At 52.2% G+C, this 18716-nt stretch carries 13 protein-coding genes and 1 tRNA gene; 5 read left to right on the forward strand and 9 right to left on the reverse strand.

Annotated features, from left to right (window positions below; translation table 11 throughout):
- Window positions 1–204: 204 nt before the first annotated feature.
- The 5 genes from ACI4N7_RS06960 to ACI4N7_RS06980 form a co-directional block, all read right to left on the reverse strand.
- A complete protein-coding gene (locus ACI4N7_RS06960) occupies window positions 205–1596 on the reverse strand; it encodes a glucose-6-phosphate isomerase (protein WP_439732628.1) in 1392 nt (463 codons plus the stop codon).
- Between the two features lie 218 nt (window positions 1597–1814).
- A complete protein-coding gene (locus ACI4N7_RS06965; protein WP_439732629.1) occupies window positions 1815–2906 on the reverse strand; it encodes a M48 family metallopeptidase in 1092 nt (363 codons plus the stop codon).
- Window positions 2907–3041: 135 nt separating this feature from the next.
- Window positions 3042–3953: a radical SAM protein gene (locus ACI4N7_RS06970; RefSeq protein ID WP_439732630.1), complete on the reverse strand. Its 912-nt coding sequence runs from the start codon at window positions 3951–3953 to the stop codon at window positions 3042–3044.
- A gap of 143 nt (window positions 3954–4096) precedes the next feature.
- Entirely contained in the window at window positions 4097–4963 is an 867-nt protein-coding gene (locus ACI4N7_RS06975) for a 4-(cytidine 5'-diphospho)-2-C-methyl-D-erythritol kinase (RefSeq protein ID WP_439732631.1), read from the reverse strand.
- A gap of 143 nt (window positions 4964–5106) precedes the next feature.
- Entirely contained in the window at window positions 5107–6090 is a 984-nt protein-coding gene (locus tag ACI4N7_RS06980) for an NAD(P)-dependent oxidoreductase (RefSeq protein WP_439732632.1), read from the reverse strand.
- A 359-nt stretch (window positions 6091–6449) separates the two neighbouring features.
- Between ACI4N7_RS06980 and gltB the strand changes: the two genes are divergently transcribed.
- From gltB to ACI4N7_RS06995, 3 genes are all read left to right on the forward strand, one after another.
- Entirely contained in the window at window positions 6450–11000 is a 4551-nt protein-coding gene (gene gltB, locus ACI4N7_RS06985; protein ID WP_439732633.1) for a glutamate synthase large subunit, read from the forward strand.
- A gap of 492 nt (window positions 11001–11492) precedes the next feature.
- Window positions 11493–12653, forward strand: coding sequence for a hypothetical protein (locus ACI4N7_RS06990; RefSeq protein ID WP_439732634.1), 1161 nt, complete (start codon window positions 11493–11495; stop codon window positions 12651–12653).
- 113 nt (window positions 12654–12766) lie between these two features.
- Window positions 12767–12843: transfer RNA gene (locus tag ACI4N7_RS06995), tRNA-Arg, on the forward strand.
- A gap of 323 nt (window positions 12844–13166) precedes the next feature.
- Here ACI4N7_RS06995 and ACI4N7_RS07000 read toward each other — a convergent pair.
- The 4 genes from ACI4N7_RS07000 to ACI4N7_RS07015 form a co-directional block, all read right to left on the reverse strand.
- Window positions 13167–14048, reverse strand: a complete 882-nt coding sequence (locus ACI4N7_RS07000) for a DMT family transporter (RefSeq protein WP_439732635.1) — start codon at window positions 14046–14048, stop codon at window positions 13167–13169.
- 118 nt (window positions 14049–14166) lie between these two features.
- Window positions 14167–14586 (reverse strand): arsenate reductase ArsC, encoded by a 420-nt coding sequence (locus ACI4N7_RS07005; protein WP_439732636.1) that lies wholly within the window; start codon window positions 14584–14586, stop codon window positions 14167–14169.
- Window positions 14576–15637, reverse strand: a complete 1062-nt coding sequence (gene arsB / locus ACI4N7_RS07010) for an ACR3 family arsenite efflux transporter (RefSeq protein ID WP_439732637.1) — start codon at window positions 15635–15637, stop codon at window positions 14576–14578. Before arsB ends, ACI4N7_RS07005 begins: the two co-directional genes overlap by 11 nt.
- Window positions 15615–15929, reverse strand: coding sequence for an ArsR/SmtB family transcription factor (locus tag ACI4N7_RS07015; RefSeq protein ID WP_439732638.1), 315 nt, complete (start codon window positions 15927–15929; stop codon window positions 15615–15617). The genes arsB and ACI4N7_RS07015 overlap by 23 nt, the downstream gene beginning before the upstream one ends.
- A gap of 336 nt (window positions 15930–16265) precedes the next feature.
- Between ACI4N7_RS07015 and ACI4N7_RS07020 the strand changes: the two genes are divergently transcribed.
- Window positions 16266–18110 carry an alkaline phosphatase gene (locus ACI4N7_RS07020; RefSeq protein WP_439732639.1) on the forward strand — a complete coding sequence of 615 codons (1845 nt, stop codon included), beginning with the start codon at window positions 16266–16268 and terminating at the stop codon, window positions 18108–18110.
- A gap of 35 nt (window positions 18111–18145) precedes the next feature.
- Window positions 18146–18577: a hypothetical protein gene (locus tag ACI4N7_RS07025; RefSeq protein WP_439732640.1), complete on the forward strand. Its 432-nt coding sequence runs from the start codon at window positions 18146–18148 to the stop codon at window positions 18575–18577.
- The last annotated feature ends 139 nt before the right edge of the window (window positions 18578–18716 follow it).

Genomic DNA, 18716 nt, shown 5'->3' on the forward strand with positions numbered 1-18716 from the left:
ATTGCAAGGGGAAATTTGGAAATATTTTTACTGATATGGCACTTATGGCAGGAGGTTTTTGACAGTCACTTCAGGGCTGAAGACAGCGGGCAGTTATAAAGAATCGCTGCTGTCAGGGAGGCAGGTGTTCTTTGGCACCATTTTAATATACGCCCGCAGGGCGCCGCCACTATCCCCTTGAACCCTGACTGCTAAGCGGCCGTGTTATTTATGGCTTACAATATAGTCTTTGATGTCCTGGTGCAGGATTTTCTTGTAATCCTCCACGCCGGGCTGGTCAAAGGCGTTGATGCCCGCCATGGCTCCTTCATAGGCAATGGTGAGGAAGAAGAAATACATAAGGGCGCCGATATGGAAGGGTGAAATTTTTCTGATTTTGATACTGCAGCTCATGCGTTCTTCGGCAGCCAGAGCCTTTTCATTGGCCTGGCGGGCGGATTCCAGCATATAATCCATGGGAACCCGGCCTTCTTCGCCCTGTTCTTCACAGAGAACGGAAAGGCTGCTCCTGCTTTCCTTAACGGAAATGAACTGGACCAGCTTGTTCCGAGCCCCCTGCTGGTGCTCCTGGGTGAGGGAGTGCATGTCGGTGGTGCCTACGGCAGCTACGGGAATGCGTCCGTAGTGGATGATACGGCCCTGGGTATCATATTTCTTGCCCAGGGATTCTCCTAAAAGCTGGGCGTACCACCAGCCGAAGGAGCGGAGGGTGTCGCCGTAGGGCATGATGATTTCTGCGGCAATGCCGTATTTCCTGCTGGCGGCATATTTGAGGGCGGCCAGGAAGAGGGCCGGGTTCTCTTCTGCCTTTTCACTGCGGCAGGCTTCTTCCACCAGACGGGCGCCGGCGAGGAGTTCATCTATGTTTACGCCGATGAGGCGGGCAAAGACAAGGCCCACCTGGGAAAGCTCGCTGAACCGTCCGCCGATGCCGTCGGGAACGGTGAAGCAGGGCAGATGGCGTTCATTGGCATACTGCCGGAGGGCGCCTTTTTCCTTGTCCGTAATGGCCAGCAGCTGGAGATCGGCAAAGGGGGAAAGGATTTCCCGCAGTGCTTTCAGGGCGCTGGAAGGTTCGATGGTGGTGCCGGATTTGGAAATCACAAGAAGAAGAACTCTGCATTTCCGCCCCAGATGCCTGCTTTCCCGCTTTACCTGGTCTGCCAGCAGGAGAAGGCCGTGGGGATCCATGTTCTGCCCGGCAAAGAAAACCTGGGGGAATCCCTTTCGTTCGTCCCGGCTCATCATATTCCAGCAGGGGCCGCAGAAAATATCAAAGAGCATCTGGTTTCCCAGATAGGAACCGCCGATGCCGATGGAAATCAGAATGTCCACGGATTGTCCCAGCTCATGGACGTGGAGAAGGTTTTCTTTTTCTTCTTCTGTCATCAGCAGGTTTTCTTCCAGAATATAGGGAAGATGGGGGAAAAGGACAGAGCTGCCGTCAGGGCCCTTTCCTGTGCTGCGCAGCTCCGTCAGTGACCGGCCGGCCTGGCGGATGGGCGCCTCGAAATCCTTCAGGTCTTCCTCTTTTACGCTCCAGGGATGTCCTAAAAGATTTCGGATATCAATGTCCAGCTCGTTCTGAATGGTCATATTACTCTTTCACTCCCGTTTTTGATACTTTGTAAAAATACACTGCTAAAAAATAATTATATAGGATATAGAGGTGAAATACAAGTTATAAAAGCAGGGTGTGTAAGCGGTACTGACGGCGTTCCTCTGTGTTTTCTGAGGAGGCTGCAGGCCGGGTCAGACATAAAAAAGGGAAGTGCCTGGCCAGGCACTTCCCTTTCTCTGATAAATCCTGTGTCTTACTTGATCCTGTTCAGCAGAGCGGCCAGGGATTCGGCAGAGGGGTCGCCGGATACGGGGGTAATGATGGCCTGGCTCCCCAGATAGACGGTGCCGTCTCTGACCTCGGCGGAATTCTTGTTTTCTCCGTGGTCATAGGCAGCGGCCAGATTGCCCATGACGAAGTATTTCCTTTCAGCAGCGCTCATGTCGCCGGCAGGAGCAGGGGTAACGAATTCTTTCCCGTTGACTTCCACCGTATCGCTGCCGCTTTTCAGGGTAACATGCTTTTGGGACAGTTCGGTCAGTCTTTTTTCATAGGTATCCCGCCGTTCACTGTTGGAGGGATGATCGGAAGGAGCGAATACTTCCTGGGCAAAGCTGGGGTCGTTGTCTCCGCCTTTTTCAATGACTCTCTGCCATACGGCAGCCGTGGCGCCGGGATTGTAGCCGGCGCGGTAAATGTAGTCGAAGGAAAGCTTATCGGCTTCCTTTTCATCGTTTCTTCCAATCTGCACCGTTTCGATCTGGTTCACGGCAATGCTCAGCACTTCCTGGCTCAGGACGCTGTCGCCCATAGCGCCGGAAAGAACAGCGGCGCCCAGCTCTGTTTTGGCCTTTTTGTGAAGGGCGTTCATGACATGGTTCTTCTGGCCGTGTCCCATTTCATGACCCAGAACGACTGCGATTTCATCGGTATTGGTAAGGTATTTGAAAAGTCCGTCATTCACCACCATGACATGGCCCATGGAGCAGGCGGCGTTGAAGGATTCATCGGCGGCGATAAAGTAGATATAGGGTTTTTCGTAGATGGAAGGATCTTCCGCACCGATGCTGGCGGTGAGGCGGTTCATAATGCCGGATAATTCCGCTTCCTTGGCTTCATCATGCACGACGCCCATTTTTTCCTGATAGGATTTGAAGAGTTCCTGACGTCCCTCTTCCGTGTTGTTGTAATAGTTGAACTGTTTATCCAGCAGGGCATACTGGGCGGCACCCTGGGCGATGCCGATAACGTCTCCGATACTGAAGGCTTCTGCCGGAAGAGCAGGCATGGTGCAGGCGGACATCATGGCCAGCATGGCGGCGGTGCATATCAATTTCTTTTTCATGAAAAAATCTCCTTTCTCCTGAAAGTATCTGCTGTCTCTATGATACCGCATTTTGGAGATCAATGGTGGGATTCAATGACACCCCTGTTTCCGGACATACAGAAATCCCGGAACCGCAGGGGCTCCGGGATTTTTTTATTTCGACCAGTCGTGGTTGTACACGTCGTAGTTTTTCTTTGACTTCAGATAAAGGATGCTGGCATCAATGTCTTCAAGGAGCCGGTCCTTATCTCTGGGCAGGGTGGCTGCCAGACGGATATAGTTGGACACATGGTTGCTTCTGAAAATCATGTGCTCCGTTTCGGGAAGATCAAGGTGTTCGACGATGACCTTCAGCTCTTCCATGAGGCCGTAGGGCGGAAGAGGTTTGAATTCGCCGCGCTCGAACTGGTCTTTCAGTTCGCTGCCCCGATAGAGCATGAGGGAGAGGGCGGACAGGTGGGTGGGTTTGATTTCATTGATGGCATGGGCGGTGGCCAGGGCGTGTCTTTCACTGCCCGGAACGCCGGCAATGCCGAGAATGATCATAATGGAAAGATCCATGCCTGCTGCACGAACGCGTCTGCCCACTTCAATGGACTGCTCTCCGTTTACTCCTTTGCGGATATCCTTCAGGGTCTTTGAATCTCCGCTTTCCATGCCGTAGTAGAGAAGCTGGAGACCGGCCTGCTGCAGCTGCTTCAGTTCATCCAGAGACTTCCGGAGGATGTCGCCGGGGGCTGCATAGGAGGAGACCCGTTCCAGGTTGGGGAAATATTTTTTCAGTGTATTCAGAATCTTGAGGAGCCGTTCTGTGGGAAGCACCAGTGCGTCGCCGTCAGCCAGGAATACACGGCGTACGCCGTCCCTGTCTACGGAATAGGCAATGGCAATCTGGCGCATGATCTGTTCGTCAGAAAGCTTCTCAAACTTTACGCCTCTGTACATATTGCAGTAGGTGCAGCTGTTATGGGCACATCCTCTGGTAACCCGGAGGATGAAGCTGTCCGCTTCGCTTGGCGGACGGAAAACGGGGGTGTCATAATCGTCAAAAAATAAACCTGCCATGGCATCAAATCCTTTCATTGCAAGGAAATTATTACTATACGAAACATCACGAATGTCATTATACGATATGAAGGGGAAAAATACAACTAAAAATTTAAATATTTTAATGTGAATGGGGGGGAGAGACGATCCCTGCCGGTGAATCAATGCATTTCTGATACGCCGCCGGTTGTTTCTGCCGGCTCTACGAACCACAGAGGGTGCGCTTCTTTCAGCAGCCGGCGGAATGAAAGAGCTTCCTCCCGGTTCTGAAGAATCATGAAGAAGGCGGATCCGGAACCGGTCATGAGAGCAGGCCGGTCCAGACCGTGAAGGACGGAGGCTGTTTCTTTCAGCAGAGGATTCATCGGGAACAGGGCTTCTTCAAAATCATTGGACAGGGATGAAAGGAGCCGGGAGAGGTTTCTGCTTTTCAGCCCTTCAGCGCAGAGATCTGTCCGATTTTCAGGATGGACTGCCAGACCGTCAATGAGGGCATAAGCCTTTCCTGTGGAAACAGAGGTCTGGGGGCGGACGATGAGAAGGGGAAGACCCTTCCAGGCAGGGAGGGGAGAAAGCTTTTCACCTATGCCCTGACACCGGGCGGCCCCTCCCCGGACACAGAAGGGCACATCGGCTCCCAGAGAAGCACCCAGAGCTGAGAGGGAGGAAAGAGAGTCCTTTGTGTCATAGAGTGCCGCCATGCCCCGCAGCACGGCGGCCGCATCGGAGGAGCCGCCGCCCATGCCGGCTTCCGAGGGAATTTCCTTGGAAAGGGTCATGCGGACGCCTCCGGAAATTCCTTTTTTCTCAAGAAAAAGAGCAGCTGCCTTAACCATGAGATTATCGTTCCCTGCGGGGGCGGTGCCTTTGAGAATGGACAGGGAAATTCCATCCCCTTTTTCCAAAGTGATGGAGTCGTGAAGAGAAATGGAATGCATGACGGAATCAATGTCATGGTAGCCGTCTTCTCTTTTTCCGGTCACCGAAAGGGTGAGGTTGATTTTGGCATAGGCTGTTTCCCGTATCATATTTTTACTCCTTCCATATGATGATTTCCTTTATTATATCCTATGATTAGAAAAAGGATTGTGCCTGTTTTTCTGCACAATCCTTTTTGTCCTTTTTACGGATAGGAGGGTCCTGCCTGCCCTCGGCATGCCAACCCTTTTTCTCATTTCGTCAATTCAAAGGGACAGGCTTTTCCTTCCCTGAACTGCAGATAGGATTCAAAATTATTTTTTGACATATCATACACATCCTTTTCCGTGTAAAAGGCAGTGTGGGGCGTATGGATCACATTGGGGAAGGAGCGCAGGATGGCCAGCTTGTCATCATCCAGGGGCTGGTCTATATAGTTCAGCCGTTTGTGCTCGTTTTCCGTGACATCAAGACCGGCACCTCCTATTTTGCCGGATTTGATGCCCCGGATGAGGGCGTCGGTGTCTACCAGCTTTCCCCGCGCCGTGTTAATGAGGATCACGTGGTCCTTCATTTTGGAAATGGTTTCATCATTGATGAGGTAATGGTTTTCTTCTGTGGCATTCATATGAAGGGTGATGATGTCCGATTCCCGAAGGAGGGTGTCCAGGTCCACATAGGTGACGAAGTTCTCTATGTCCCTGTTCCTGTACAGGTCATAGCCCAGAAGGCGGCAGCCGAAGCCGCGGAGGTGGCGGGCCACGGTGCTTCCGATATGGCCGGTGCCGATGATGCCTACGGTGGAGTCCGATATTTCCAGTCCCATTTTTCCTTGCAGCGTGAAATCGTTACAGCGGGAAGACTCAATGATCAGTTTCAGCTTTCGGCTGCAGGCCAGCATGAGCATGATGGCATAATTGGCCACGCTGTTTGGCGGATATCCCGTGTTACTTACGCGGAGCCCGATTTTTTTCGCATGGGCCGTATCTACATGATCATAGCCGATGGTACGGCAGAGGATGTATCGAATTCCCGCTGCCTTTGCCCGGTCCAGAAGGGCCGCGTCCACGGAGGTGGACTCCATGATGCTGATAGCATCAAACCCTTTTGACAAAGGAAGGGTATCCGATGAAAACTGCTCTTCCGTATAGGCAAAGGGTACACCATATTCACCGGAAAGCTTCCGGCAGATATCCAATTCGTCAAATTTTCGAAGTCCATAAAAGAAAATGCCCATGAGGATCACCTCGTCTGTTTTAAGAAAGTCCTTTACTAAAACCGGAATCCCGTTTTTGTTATTTTACTCCCTTTTAAATGGCGGAAGCAATGGAAAATCACGTTAGCTGCTCCCTATCTGCGGGGGACCTGGTGTAGAAGGGGATGGCTGTCGGCTGGTCTATAAAACTCCGGCGTATTTATTAGTGTGCTGCCTTCATTCTCCATTTTCTATTTTCATTTTTTATTCATTCATTTCCCTGTTTACCACGCTTTACCACAGTGATATAATACAAAATACAACTAAAGTTTTCCGAAGCCGGACATGACAGCTCTTTTGCTGTGGTGTCCGGCTTTTTGTCTCACAGGGAGGCGCGGAGTATGGGAGAAATATGGAGGGATCTGCCCCAGCCCCAGGGGCTCTATGATCCGAGAAATGAGCATGATGCCTGCGGCATCGGCTTTGTGGCAAATATTAAAGGAAAAAGGTCCTATGGGATTGTGGATGATGCGCTGAAAATTCTGGAAAATCTGAAGCATCGCGGCGGCGAGGGAGCAGACCAGAAGAGCGGAGACGGCGCAGGCATCCTGACCCAGATTCCCCATGAATTCTTCCAGCGGGAATGCGAAGTGCTGGGCTTTCATCTTCCTCCAGAAGGCGAATACGGCGTAGGCATGATTTTTGCCCATCGGTACAGGGATTTCCGGGAGGAGCAGAAGCGCATCTTCGAAGACATTGTGAAGGAAGAAGGGCAGACCGTACTGGGCTGGCGGGAAGTGCCTATCGACGAAAGCCTTATCGGCGAAGAAGCCAAGCGGATACGTCCCCATTTCCTGCAGGTTTTCATCGGCCGGGATCCCTCCATTAAGGAGCCCATGGATTTTGAGAGAAAGCTCTATCTGATCCGACGGCTGGCAGAAAAGAAGATTATCCCCCTGTCGGAAGGCATGGGCACCGATTTCTATATTGCCAGTCTGTCGTCCCGCACCATTGTATACAAGGGCATGCTTACCAGCGACCAGATGCGCCATTTCTATCTGGATCTTTCAGATCTGGATTTCAAGACAGCCATGGCTCTCGTGCATTCCCGGTTCAGCACCAATACTTTCCCCAGCTGGGCCAGAGCCCATCCGAACCGCTATATCGTGCATAACGGGGAAATCAATACCATTCAGGGAAATATCAACTGGCTGAATGCCAGAGAAAGCAAATCCCGGCCTTCCGACTATCCGGAACTGGCCAAGGCATTCCCCGTGGTAGATGCTACGGGAAGCGACTCCGCCATGTTTGACAACTGTCTGGAATATCTCCATATGGCCGGCCATTCCCTGGCCCATGCCATGATGGTCATGATTCCGGAACCCTGGGAAAAGAATCCTTCCATGAGCCAGGAAAAGAAAGATTTCTACCGCTATCATAATTTCATGATGGAACCCTGGGATGGGCCGGCGGCCATCTGCTTCTGCGACGGCGTGGTTATCGGCGGTATGCTGGACAGAAACGGACTTCGCCCTGCCCGGTACTATGTGATGAAGGATGACCGGGTGATCCTGTCTTCCGAAGTAGGCTCCGTACCGGTCAGCCAGGAGGATGTGCTCTACAAGGGCCGACTGGAACCGGGGAAAATTTTCCTTATTGATACATCCCAGCAGCGCATCGTGGGAGATGAGGAAATCAAGCACAACATGGCCAAGGCTCACCCCTACGGCGACTGGTGCAGGGAACATATTCTGGATCTGAAGGATCTGGAGAAAAAGGAAGTGAAGAAGCCGCTTCCGGCGGAACTGCTGGAGCAGCAGCGGGCGTTCGGCTACACCCAGGAGGATATGCGGGATATGATTATCCCCATGGCCCAGGATGGAAAAGATCCGGTGGGCGCTATGGGCATGGACTCCCCGCTTCCCGTGCTTTCGGAAAAGCCGCGCCTCCTCTATGACTATTTTCAGCAGAATTTTGCCCAGGTCACCAATCCGCCCATTGATGCCATCCGGGAGAAAATCGTAACTTCCTCCACCGTATATGTGGGGAACATGGCCAATATCATGGATCCCGATGAAAAGGGCACGGCAGCCCTTGCCATGGACCGTCCCCTGCTGACCAATGAAGAAATGGAAGCGGTGAAGGAACTGAAGGACGAACGCCTCCGCCCGGTGGTGCTTTCCCTCCTGTATCCGGCGGAAGGGAAGGGAGAACTCCAGAAGGCACTGGACGCTCTTTTTGATAAGGCACTTCAGGCAGTGAAGGACGGACATAATATTCTCATCCTCTCCGACCGCGGCGTGGACCGGGATCACCTGGCCATTCCTGCTCTTTTGGCGTCGGCGGGGCTGCATAACTTCCTCATCCGGGAAAAGGTGCGCCCGGACGTGGGCATTATCCTGGAATCAGGAGAACCGAGGGAAGTCCATCATTTCTGCACCCTTATCGGCTACGGCGCCACCGCCATCAATCCCTATCTTGCCCTGGATACGGCAGGGGATCTGGCGGAAAAGGGCCGGCTTGGCGGGAAGACGGCAGAGGAAGCGCAGGAAAATTACATGAATGCTTCCGTAAAGGGCATCCTGGCGGTCATGTCGAAAATGGGGATTTCCACGGTAAAAAGCTATCACGGTGCCCAGATTTTTGAAGCCGTAGGCATTGGGAAAGAAGTGGCCGATACCTTCTTCGGGCATACCGCTTCTCCTGTAGGGGGCATGGGCATTGCGGATATCGAAGAGGAAAACCGGCGCCGCCATGAAGAGGCTTATGGTAAAAAGAGAGGCCTTCCTGCCGGGGATATTTTCAAATACCGCAGAAACGGCGACGAACCCCATATCCTGACAGCAGAAGCTATCCGCCTTCTCCAGCAGGCCTGCCGCAGCGGCAGCTATGAACTGTATAAAGTCTATGCCAAAAAAGTGAATGAGCCTCTCATCCGGCTCCGGGATCTCCTGGATTTCACCTATCCTGCCGGATGCAGCATTCCTATTGAAGAAGTGGAAAGCGTGGAATCCCTTGTCCGCCATTTCCGCACCGGCGCCATGAGCTACGGCGCTCTCAGCAGGGAAGCCCACGAATGTATTGCCAGAGCCATGAACTCCCTCCACAGCCGAAGCAATACCGGAGAAGGCGGGGAGGATGCGGAGCGGTTTGCTCCCCTGCCCGACGGCAGCAGCATAAATGATGAAATCAAGCAGGTGTCCACGGCCCGCTTCGGCGTCACCGGCAATTACCTGGTTCATGGATCGGAAATCCAGATCAAGTGCGCCCAGGGAGCCAAGCCCGGCGAAGGCGGACATCTTCCGGGCAGCAAGGTGGATCCTGCCATTGCCCGCACCAGGCACTCCACGCCCGGCGTATCTCTCATTTCCCCTCCGCCCCATCATGATGTATATTCCATTGAGGATCTGGCGGAACTCATCTTTGATCTGAAGAATGCAAACCCGAAAGCGGAAATCAACGTGAAACTGACTGCAGGCAACGGTGTTGGCACCATAGCTGCCGGGGTGGTCAAGGCCAAGGCTGACGGCATTACCATCAGCGGCTATGACGGCGGCACCGGCGCCTCTCCCAGAACCAGCATGCGCCATGCCGGCCTTCCCTGGGAAATCGGCCTTTCTGAAGTGCAGCAGGTGCTTCTCCTGAACCAGCTCCGCGACCGGGTCAAGCTGGAAACCGACGGCAAGCTGCTGACAGGAAGGGACGTGGCTGTTGCGGCTCTTCTGGGAGCGGAGCTTTTCAGCTTCTGCACCGGGCCACTCATTGCCCTGGGCTGCCAGATGTATCGCGTGTGCAACAGAAATACCTGCCCCGTGGGCATCTGCACCCAGGATGAAAAGCTGAGAAAACGGTTCACCGGAAAACCGGAATACGTAGTGAACTTCATGCGCTTTGTGGCGGAGGATCTGCGGGAAATCATGGCCCGTCTGGGATTCCGCAGGCTGGAAGACATGGTAGGAAGGAACGACCGTCTGAAACAGAAGGGGCTTACGGGCAATCCCAAGGCGGACACCCTCAATCTGGATGCCCTGCTTTTCCGGCCCTATACAGATATTTCCGTAGGCCATCATTTTATGAAGCAGCAGGATCACCAGATGGAAAAGACCCTGGACATGGCCAAACTGGTGCGCATGTGCAAACCGGCACTGGATGAAGGGAAACCGGTACGGGCCAAGCTTTTCATCAGAAATACGAACCGGGTTACCGGCACCATTGTAGGCAGTGAAATTTCAAGAAGGTACGGTGAAAAGGGACTGCCTGAAGATACCATCCGCCTTTCCTTCGTAGGTTCTGCCGGACAGAGTTTCGGTGCCTTCATTCCCCGGGGACTGACCCTGACCCTGGAGGGGGACTCCAACGATTATACCGGCAAGGGACTTTCCGGCGGCAAAATTATTATTTATCCGCCGAAAGAAGCCACCTTTAAGGCGGAAGACAATGTGATTATCGGAAATGTAGCCTTCTTCGGCGCTACCGGCGGGAAAGCCTTCATTTCCGGCAGAGCGGGCGAACGGTTCTGCGTCAGAAACAGCGGAGCCACCGTAGTGGTGGAAGGCGTAGGCAATCATGGCCTGGAATACATGACCGGCGGCAAAGCGGTTATCCTGGGCCCCACCGGCATGAACCTGGCTGCCGGCATGTCCGGCGGCACCGCCTACGTGGTGGATCTGGACGAGAAACTGCTGAATCATGAAATGGTTCATGCGGAACCGCTGGAAAATGAGGAAGAAGCAGAAGAAGTGCGGAAGCTGATTGAAGAACACTACATCTGTACCAGAAGCGAAAGGGCAGAGGAAATCCTGGCCCAGTGGAGCCGCTTCCTCCCGCGGATCAGTAAGGTTATCCCCAAAGACTATGAAGCCATGGAAATAGAAATCCGCCGTTTCATGAATCAGGGGAAGACAAGAAAAGAAGCGGAGCAGGCAGCCTTTGACATGAAATTTGCCAGATAGGCGGTTCCCGGGAAACAGAACTTCCTGCCCGGCATTTTCAAAAAGAAAGAGACGGCACCGGCGTGGCTCCCGCATTGGCAGATTTTTTTCTACGGGACATTTTCCTCCTTTTCCGGACTGTATAGATAGAGAAGCGAAAGGGCCCGGAAGGGCCGGCCATAGAATCCTGCCGGCGCGCATCCATGGAAGGCAGGATGGCCCGGCTCCTCCTTCATGATCCGCTTCTCCCGGCCGGCTGAAAAATAAATCCTGCAAAACTCCCTGCAATTCCCGGGGGTCTGACACATTACCGGGAATGGACAGGGAGTTTTTGCCGTGGAAGAAATGGGATATTCCACGGGATCTTCCTTTATGACAGGGAGCGGAAAGCCCCTTTTCAAAAGAGCGGTGTCTGGATTATAATTAAGAATGGAAAAATGGCAGTGAAAGCGAAACATACCGGGAGGCAGGGCCAGGATGCATGCCTGCAGGGACGGGGAAAGGAGGTCTGCTATGGGTCTGTCTATCAGGGATATACTGATATTGGATTATTTTGACGGGAAACCGCTGCACCATCGGATACCGCCCTACAAACTGCATATCTACGGCGCCGATGCCAATACCCGGATAGATTCGCTCATGGAAGACGGATGGATACGGACCAGCCGTCCCCAGGAAACGGTGAATATGCTGCCGGACAAGGCGCTTTCCGATTTTCTTAAACGCTACGGACTTTCCGGAGAAGGCACCCATGCGGAACTGACAGGACGGGTCATTGCCAAAATACCGGAAAAGGACTACGCCCACGGAGTGCCACGGATCTATGTGCTTACCAAAGAAGGCAAAGCGGAAATCGGCCATCATATGGCCTACGTGCTGAATGTACGGGAAAATTACGGACTGACGGAAGGGGAGATCGGAGAATCCCAGAATGCGCTGACCCAGCGGGGAGAGCCCTTCACCGCCAGGGATATCCTGTACCGCGCATTCCAGCAGAAAATTGCCATTTATACCATGGCGGGGGAATGGTCAAAGCTTAGAAATATGTACTACACCGTGGCCAATTTCTATCTGCGTATCAAAGATAACGACAAGGCTCTGCCCTATCTGTACCTGGTATTTTTCATGGATATGTCCGGTATGGGCAATAAAAACAACCTGGTTCCCTACGAGAACCTCTTCCCCACCCAGAAGGGCATGATCCTTCTGATGGATGAAATCCGAAAAGAGCTGCATCTGACCATGGACGATGTGAAGACTTCCTTCCTTTCCTCCATTGCCCGCATGGCCCCGCGGCTTCCCTTTTCCTATTTTTCACCGCAGATGATGGCCTCCATGCTGCTGGAACGGCTCCGCGGACGGGATTTCAACGGCACCCGGTATATTGCGGACCGCAATGTGCCGGATCCCTCCTCCAAGGCCTATCATTACGTGCCCTACGGCAGAAGCGAAGCCCGGGCGCCGCTTCGCCGCACACCGGTAGTGAAACCGAAAATCATGGCTCCTCCGGTACTGCGGATGCCTACCTTTACCGCTCCGCCCCCTTTCCGGCCCAGCGAAAATTCTGCCTCCCTGCCCCGTATTCCTAAGCCGGAACCGGAAAAGCCGGTCATGCCCAAGCCTTTGAAAAGAGAGAAAAAAGGAATACTGGCAAAGATCAGGGACCTGTTCTGAATGCTTCCGGGCGTGAAAAGCCGGTGAGCGGAAAAGGCAAATCCCTGCGGGATCTCCGGCCGCTGCTGGAATCCCTTTACAAAACCGCTTTCTTTTTGTAAAATAATACTAATGCGTTTGTAGCTCAGCTGGATAGAGCAGCGGTTTCCTAAACCGTGTGTCGGGAGTTCGAATCTCCCCAAGCGCACCACTATAAAATCAGCACTTTTGAGACTTCTCAAGAGTGCTTTTTTTATTCAGCTGTCACTATAACTGTCACTATGAAGTGAGATGCCATGTTTTTATCAGTCATTTCCGACTCAACTATTAAACCATTCTAAGCCATTCATTTAACTTACTGTATCTGCATAATATATATATACTACTATGTTGCTATTGCATATTTTCTTTTCTAATGCATAAAAAAGACCTATTTCTACTTAAAGAAACAGGTCGTATTTTTCTTATCTGTGATTTGATATCTTTTTCTCTTTCACCATGTCATGTGAATTTCAGGGAACGGGCTCCCCTTTTCTATTTCCTTGCCACGGCGCCTACTGCCAGAATGATGAAAACCATGCCGGCCAGCTGCCAGAAGCTGAAAAGGAGGTGGAAGATGAAGAAGGAGAGGATGATGGAGGAGAGAGGCTCTATGGCGGAAATGATGCTGGCTTCCGTGGGAAGTATATAGGCCACGCTGCCGAGATAAAGGACGAAGGAGCAGATGGTGCCGAAGAGGACTACGTAGGCGAAGGCCAGGAGCACCGGCGCATCGATGGTACCGGTGAAGGGCGTGAGAAGGGCCACGGGGCAGAGGAAAAGAGAGGCCAGAAACATGCCCCAGCCTACGATCAGCGGCGCACCGTATTTCTTGATGATTTTCACCGGCTCCACGGTATAGAGGGCGCAGGCCAGAGCGGAGAGAAGGCCCCAGAAAAGGGCTTTCCCGGAAATGGCCAGATTTTCGAAATCACCGCCGGTAGCTATGAGGGCGGTGCCGGCTACGGCAAAGATCGTACAGAAGATTTCGACCATTCGAGGCCATCTTTTTTCAGAAATACAGTACCAGAAAATAATGAGGATGGGCATGAGGTACTCCAGAATGGTGGCGGTGGGCGCATTGCTGTAGCGGATGGAGGCAAAGTAGCAGTACTGGGTGCCCAGCATGCCGAAGGCGCCGAATATAAGAAGGGAGAGACGGTCCTTTTTGTCTTTCCAGATGGCAAAGGTTTTTCCATAGAGGAAATGGGTGATGAGCAGGAGCAGCAGCCCGGCGAATAAAAGACGGAAGAAGGTCAGCCATTCGGGAGCAATATTTTCATTAATGAGCAGAAACTGGCCTGCAATACCGCTGCTTCCCCAGAGCGCAGCACCGGTGGAGGCAAAAAGCAGCCCTTTTTTTCTATCATGGGTCATGAGATCATCCTTTCTCTGCCGTATTTTTAGTACATATATCATAGCAAATGGAAAAAGGGACTGCAAGAAAAGGGGATTATGGAGCAGGGGCCGCTGACAGAAAGCAGAAATCAGATGATCATCGGGGGAGAAAGTCTCGGCTTTCCAGCTTATGCACCAGAGCCTGCACTTTCGAATCGATTTCCCGGATCACGGCAAGGTACGCTTCATTTCCCCGGCCGGCGGGATCTTCCAGCTGCCAGTCTTCGTCAAAAGGGCGTCCCATCCACGGACAGCCTGCAAGGCAGCCCATGGAGATCAGGATGTCAGCACGGGGAATCCGGTCAATGGATTTGGGCATCTGCTCTTTTTCCATATCGATATGGTACAGATCTTTCATCAGCTTCAGGGCAGCGGGGTCGATGCAGCCAGCCGGCTCGGTTCCGGCGGAGCAGCTTTCAAAAAGGGCGGCGCCGTACTTTCTGCCCAGGGCTTCCGCAATCTGGCTTCGGCAGGCATTGTGGGTGCAGATGAAAGCAACCAGCGGTTTATGATTCATGAGGAAACCATCCTTTCGTACGGTTGGCGATTTTTACCAGTGTGAGCATGACAGGCACTTCGGTCAGTACGCCTACCGTGGTAGCCAGGGCGGCAGGGCTTGAAGCGCCGAAGAGAGCAGCGGCTGCAGCTACGGAAAGTTCAAAGAAATTGGAAGCGCCGATCATGCCGGCAGGAGCGGCAATGGAAAAGGGGAGCTTCAGCAGGAAGGAGGCGCCGTAGGCAGTCAGAAAGATGAGGAATGTCTGGATAATAAGGGGAATGGCAATGAGCAGAATGTGAAGGGGATTGGAAAGGATGATGTCCGCCTGGGAGCTGAAGATGATGACCAGGGTGAGAAGAAGGCCTGCGGTGGCGGTGCTGTCAAATTTGTGGACAAAAACATTTTCCAGATAGTCCCTGCCCCGGTGTTTGATTACCAGGTACCGGGTAAGGACACCGCCGGCCAGAGGGATGACCACGAAGAGGAAGATGCTGAGAAAGAGAATGTCATAGGGTACGGCCACCCGGGAAACACCAAGAAGGAATTTCACAATAGGTACGAAGGCGATCAGGATGATGAGATCGTTAGTGGCTACCTGCACCACCGTATAGGCGGGGTTTCCCTGGGTCAGGGTGCTCCATACGAATACCATGGCCGTACAGGGGGCGGCGCCCAGCAGTACAGCGCCTGCCAGGTACTGCCGGGCCAGGTCCGGCGGAATCAGCCCGGAAAACAGGTGAAAAAGGAAGAAGGCGGCAATCAGGTACATGGTGAAGGGCTTGATGAGCCAGTTCGTGATCCAGGTGACCAGCAGTCCTTTTCCATTCCTTCCTGCCTGCCGTATGCTTTGAAAATCCACTTTGATCATCATGGGGTAAATCATGACCCAGATGAGGAGGGCAATGGGAAGAGATATGCCGTCTATCTGCATATAGCCCAGAACCCGGGGCAAAGCGGGAAGAAAATGGCCCAGGGCTGCGCCCAGTCCCATGCATAGCAGCACCCATAGGGTGAGGCCGCGCTGGAAGGAACTGATTCCTTTTTCTTTACCGGCAGCAGTACGCATCATGATCATCTCCCGACTCTGTTACCTGAAAAAGATCCTGAATCATTGCGGCCAGTTCATTTCCCCTCTGCCTGTTCAGGGAATAGTAAACCCATTTTCCCTCTTTCCGGCTGTTTACCAGTCCTGCTTCACAGAGGACTTTCATATGATGGGACAAAGTGGGCTGGGAGAAATGAAGCCCCTCCAGAAGCACGCAGGCACAGCGTTCCCCATGCTGCAGCAGTTCCAGAATATGAAGCCTGTTTTCATCAGTTATAGCCTTCAGCATCATCATTCGTTCTTTTTTCAATTCCATAGCGTCCTCCTCATATTCATCTACATCAATATGTAATAAAGCATAGCACATACATTTACGAACGTCAATATGTGAAATGCATCGGCAGCACCGGCGGCATTTTTGAAGGCCTGCGGACCTTTCTTTCCGTAAACTCCGAACGGGGTCCGGCTCTTTTCCCCTTTTTTACAAAATATCCGGATTTGTTACTTTTTTGATGATTTTATGGAATTTCTAATTTTAATTTTTCTTTTCCTGTACAAATCCCTTTCACGGCTGTTTCATTTTTTCTCTATGATGGGATACAGAACAATAACAAAAGTGATGAATCACTTCAAAAGTGGAAGGAGCAGAGGCATGAAAAAAACTTGGATGAAAGCAGCAGTTTGCGGACTTCTTGCAGGAGGTGCCCTTTTAGGAGGCATGTTTCCTTCTGAGGCATCGGATATCCGGATTCTTCCGGTAGATACCGCCAAATTCTGGGCAGGGGCCCGTTTTGACTTTGATGTGGAAGTATCCAATGCTAAAAATCTGCAGAATGTGGATGTAAAGGTCAACGGCATTCCTGCAGAAAAGTTTTTTGGCAAGAAGGCCGTAACGAAGGATCTGGGAAACGGAGTTACTTCCTACCGCATTGATGATGTGGATTTTGCCAAAACCGGTAAAATTGCAGTGACTGTGGAGGCGAAAGACAGCCTGGGCACTTCCGCTGCTTCGGCAGGCTATGAAGTCGTCCATGAAACCGCACCGAAGCGGGCGAAGAATGTAATTCTCTTCGTAGGTGACGGCATGTCCCTCCAGGCCAGAGAAGTGGCCCGCATTCTTTCCAAAGGAATGACCAACGGCAAGTACAATGACCTTCTGGCTATGGAAAAACTGGATCACAATGCGGTGATTACCACCTCCGGCTATGATTCCCTGGTAACGGACAGCGCCAACTCTGCATCCGCCTATGCAACCGGCCACAAATCCGTGGTCAATGCCATGGGCGTGTATGAAGATTCTACCAAGGATCCCTTCGATGATCCCAAGGTGGAAAATATTTCTGAAATTCTGAAACGGACCCGCGGCATGTCCATCGGTATCATTACCCAGGCGGAATCTACCGATGCTACACCGGCAGCCATGATCGGACACACCAGAAGAAGAGCCAACCAGGATTTCCTGGCCAAGAGCTATCTGGATGCCTATCACCGTCCGGATGTAATTATGGGCGGCGGTTCTTCCCGCTATCTCCCCAAGTCGGTGCCCGGCTCCAAGAGAAAGGACAATGACAACATTATCCAGGATTTCAAGGATCTGGGATATACCTTTGTCACCAATTCCAAGGAAATGATGGCAGCACCGTCGGATAAACCCATGCTGGGCCTTTTCCACACAGGCACCATGAACGTCTACATTGACCGTGAAATGCTGAAGAATCCGAAAGTGCTCAAAGGCTTTGACGATCAGCCGAACCTCATGAATATGACTAAGAAATCCCTGGATATTCTCTCCAAGAATCCGAATGGCTTCTTTGCCATGATTGAAGGCGCATCCATTGATAAGCAGCTCCATGTCATGGACTGGCAGAGAGCGGCCTATGATACCATCGAATTCGACAAGTCCATTGAATATGCGGAAAAGTGGGCTAAGGAACACGGCGATGATACCCTCATCATTGTTCTGGCAGACCATGCTCACGGTATTTCCATCAGCGGCACCTATCATGAACGGGATGGGAAGAAGGGCACTGAAGCGGTCCGCGTATATGCCAACTCCATATTCCCCACATTCAAGGATGCCGACCATGATGGATTCCCGGATAACCCCGATCCCGATGTGACTCTGGCAGTGCAGTATGCCAACCATCCGGAATATTATGAAAACTATCATTTCATGAAGACACCGACTCCTCCGGCTCTGGCAGTAACGGAGACAAAGGAAGAGGCAGTACAGAACGGAGACAAGGTGGAATACCACCAGGTATCCTCCGCTTCCTCCAAAGCCAACCCCGCCCGTATCCATCCGGGAGATCCGGCAGAACTGGTACCGGCCAATACGCCGAAGGACGATCCCCAGGAATGCCATTCCGCCGATGATATCCTTCTCAATGCCGGCGGTCCGGGATCTGAATATTTCCATGGCACCATGGATAATACGGAAGTCTTCTTCGGTATGATGAGAGCTCTTGGCATTGATGCCAATAAGAATAAGAAGTAAGGAATTCCCCTGCTTCTCTGGAGCTGTGAAAGCTTATGAAACGCATTCTTTTGATTTCCTTTATGGCTGCAGCCCTGTTCCTGTCAGCTTCGGCGGCGGAAGCGGAAGAGTTATCCTTTGACGAAATTTATTCCGCCTACTCCGCCGACGGCCTGACATTTTCGGACAAGACAAGGAGCCTTGAAGGCGGCACGGTGACCGTGTCAGGTTATATGGCACCGCCGCTGACGCCGACCATACATTTCTTCGTGCTCACTGAAGTTCCTATGTCCGTCTGCCCCTTCTGTTCCAGTGACGCAGACTGGCCTGATAACATCATTGTCGTTAAAATTGACGATCCCATAACAGCACTCCCATATGATACCCCCATTACCGTTACAGGCACTCTGGAGATAGGCAGTGAGACCGACGAAGAAACCGGATTTGTGAGCCAGCTTCGAATCCATGCGGATTCCATAGACAGCTGATTTCTCCGGCCGGAACCTCGTTTGAATAAAGAAAGCACTGTAACAGGTGCTTTTTTTGCTTATGAAATCCTGCTGCCTCATGGGACCCGGGACGCCGCAGACTTCACCTGCCGGATATGCCCTCTGTCCCCTGTGGATG

Source organism: Dialister sp. (genome assembly GCF_051885895.1).
In the GTDB taxonomy this organism is placed as follows: Bacteria; Bacillota; Negativicutes; order Veillonellales; family Dialisteraceae; genus Dialister.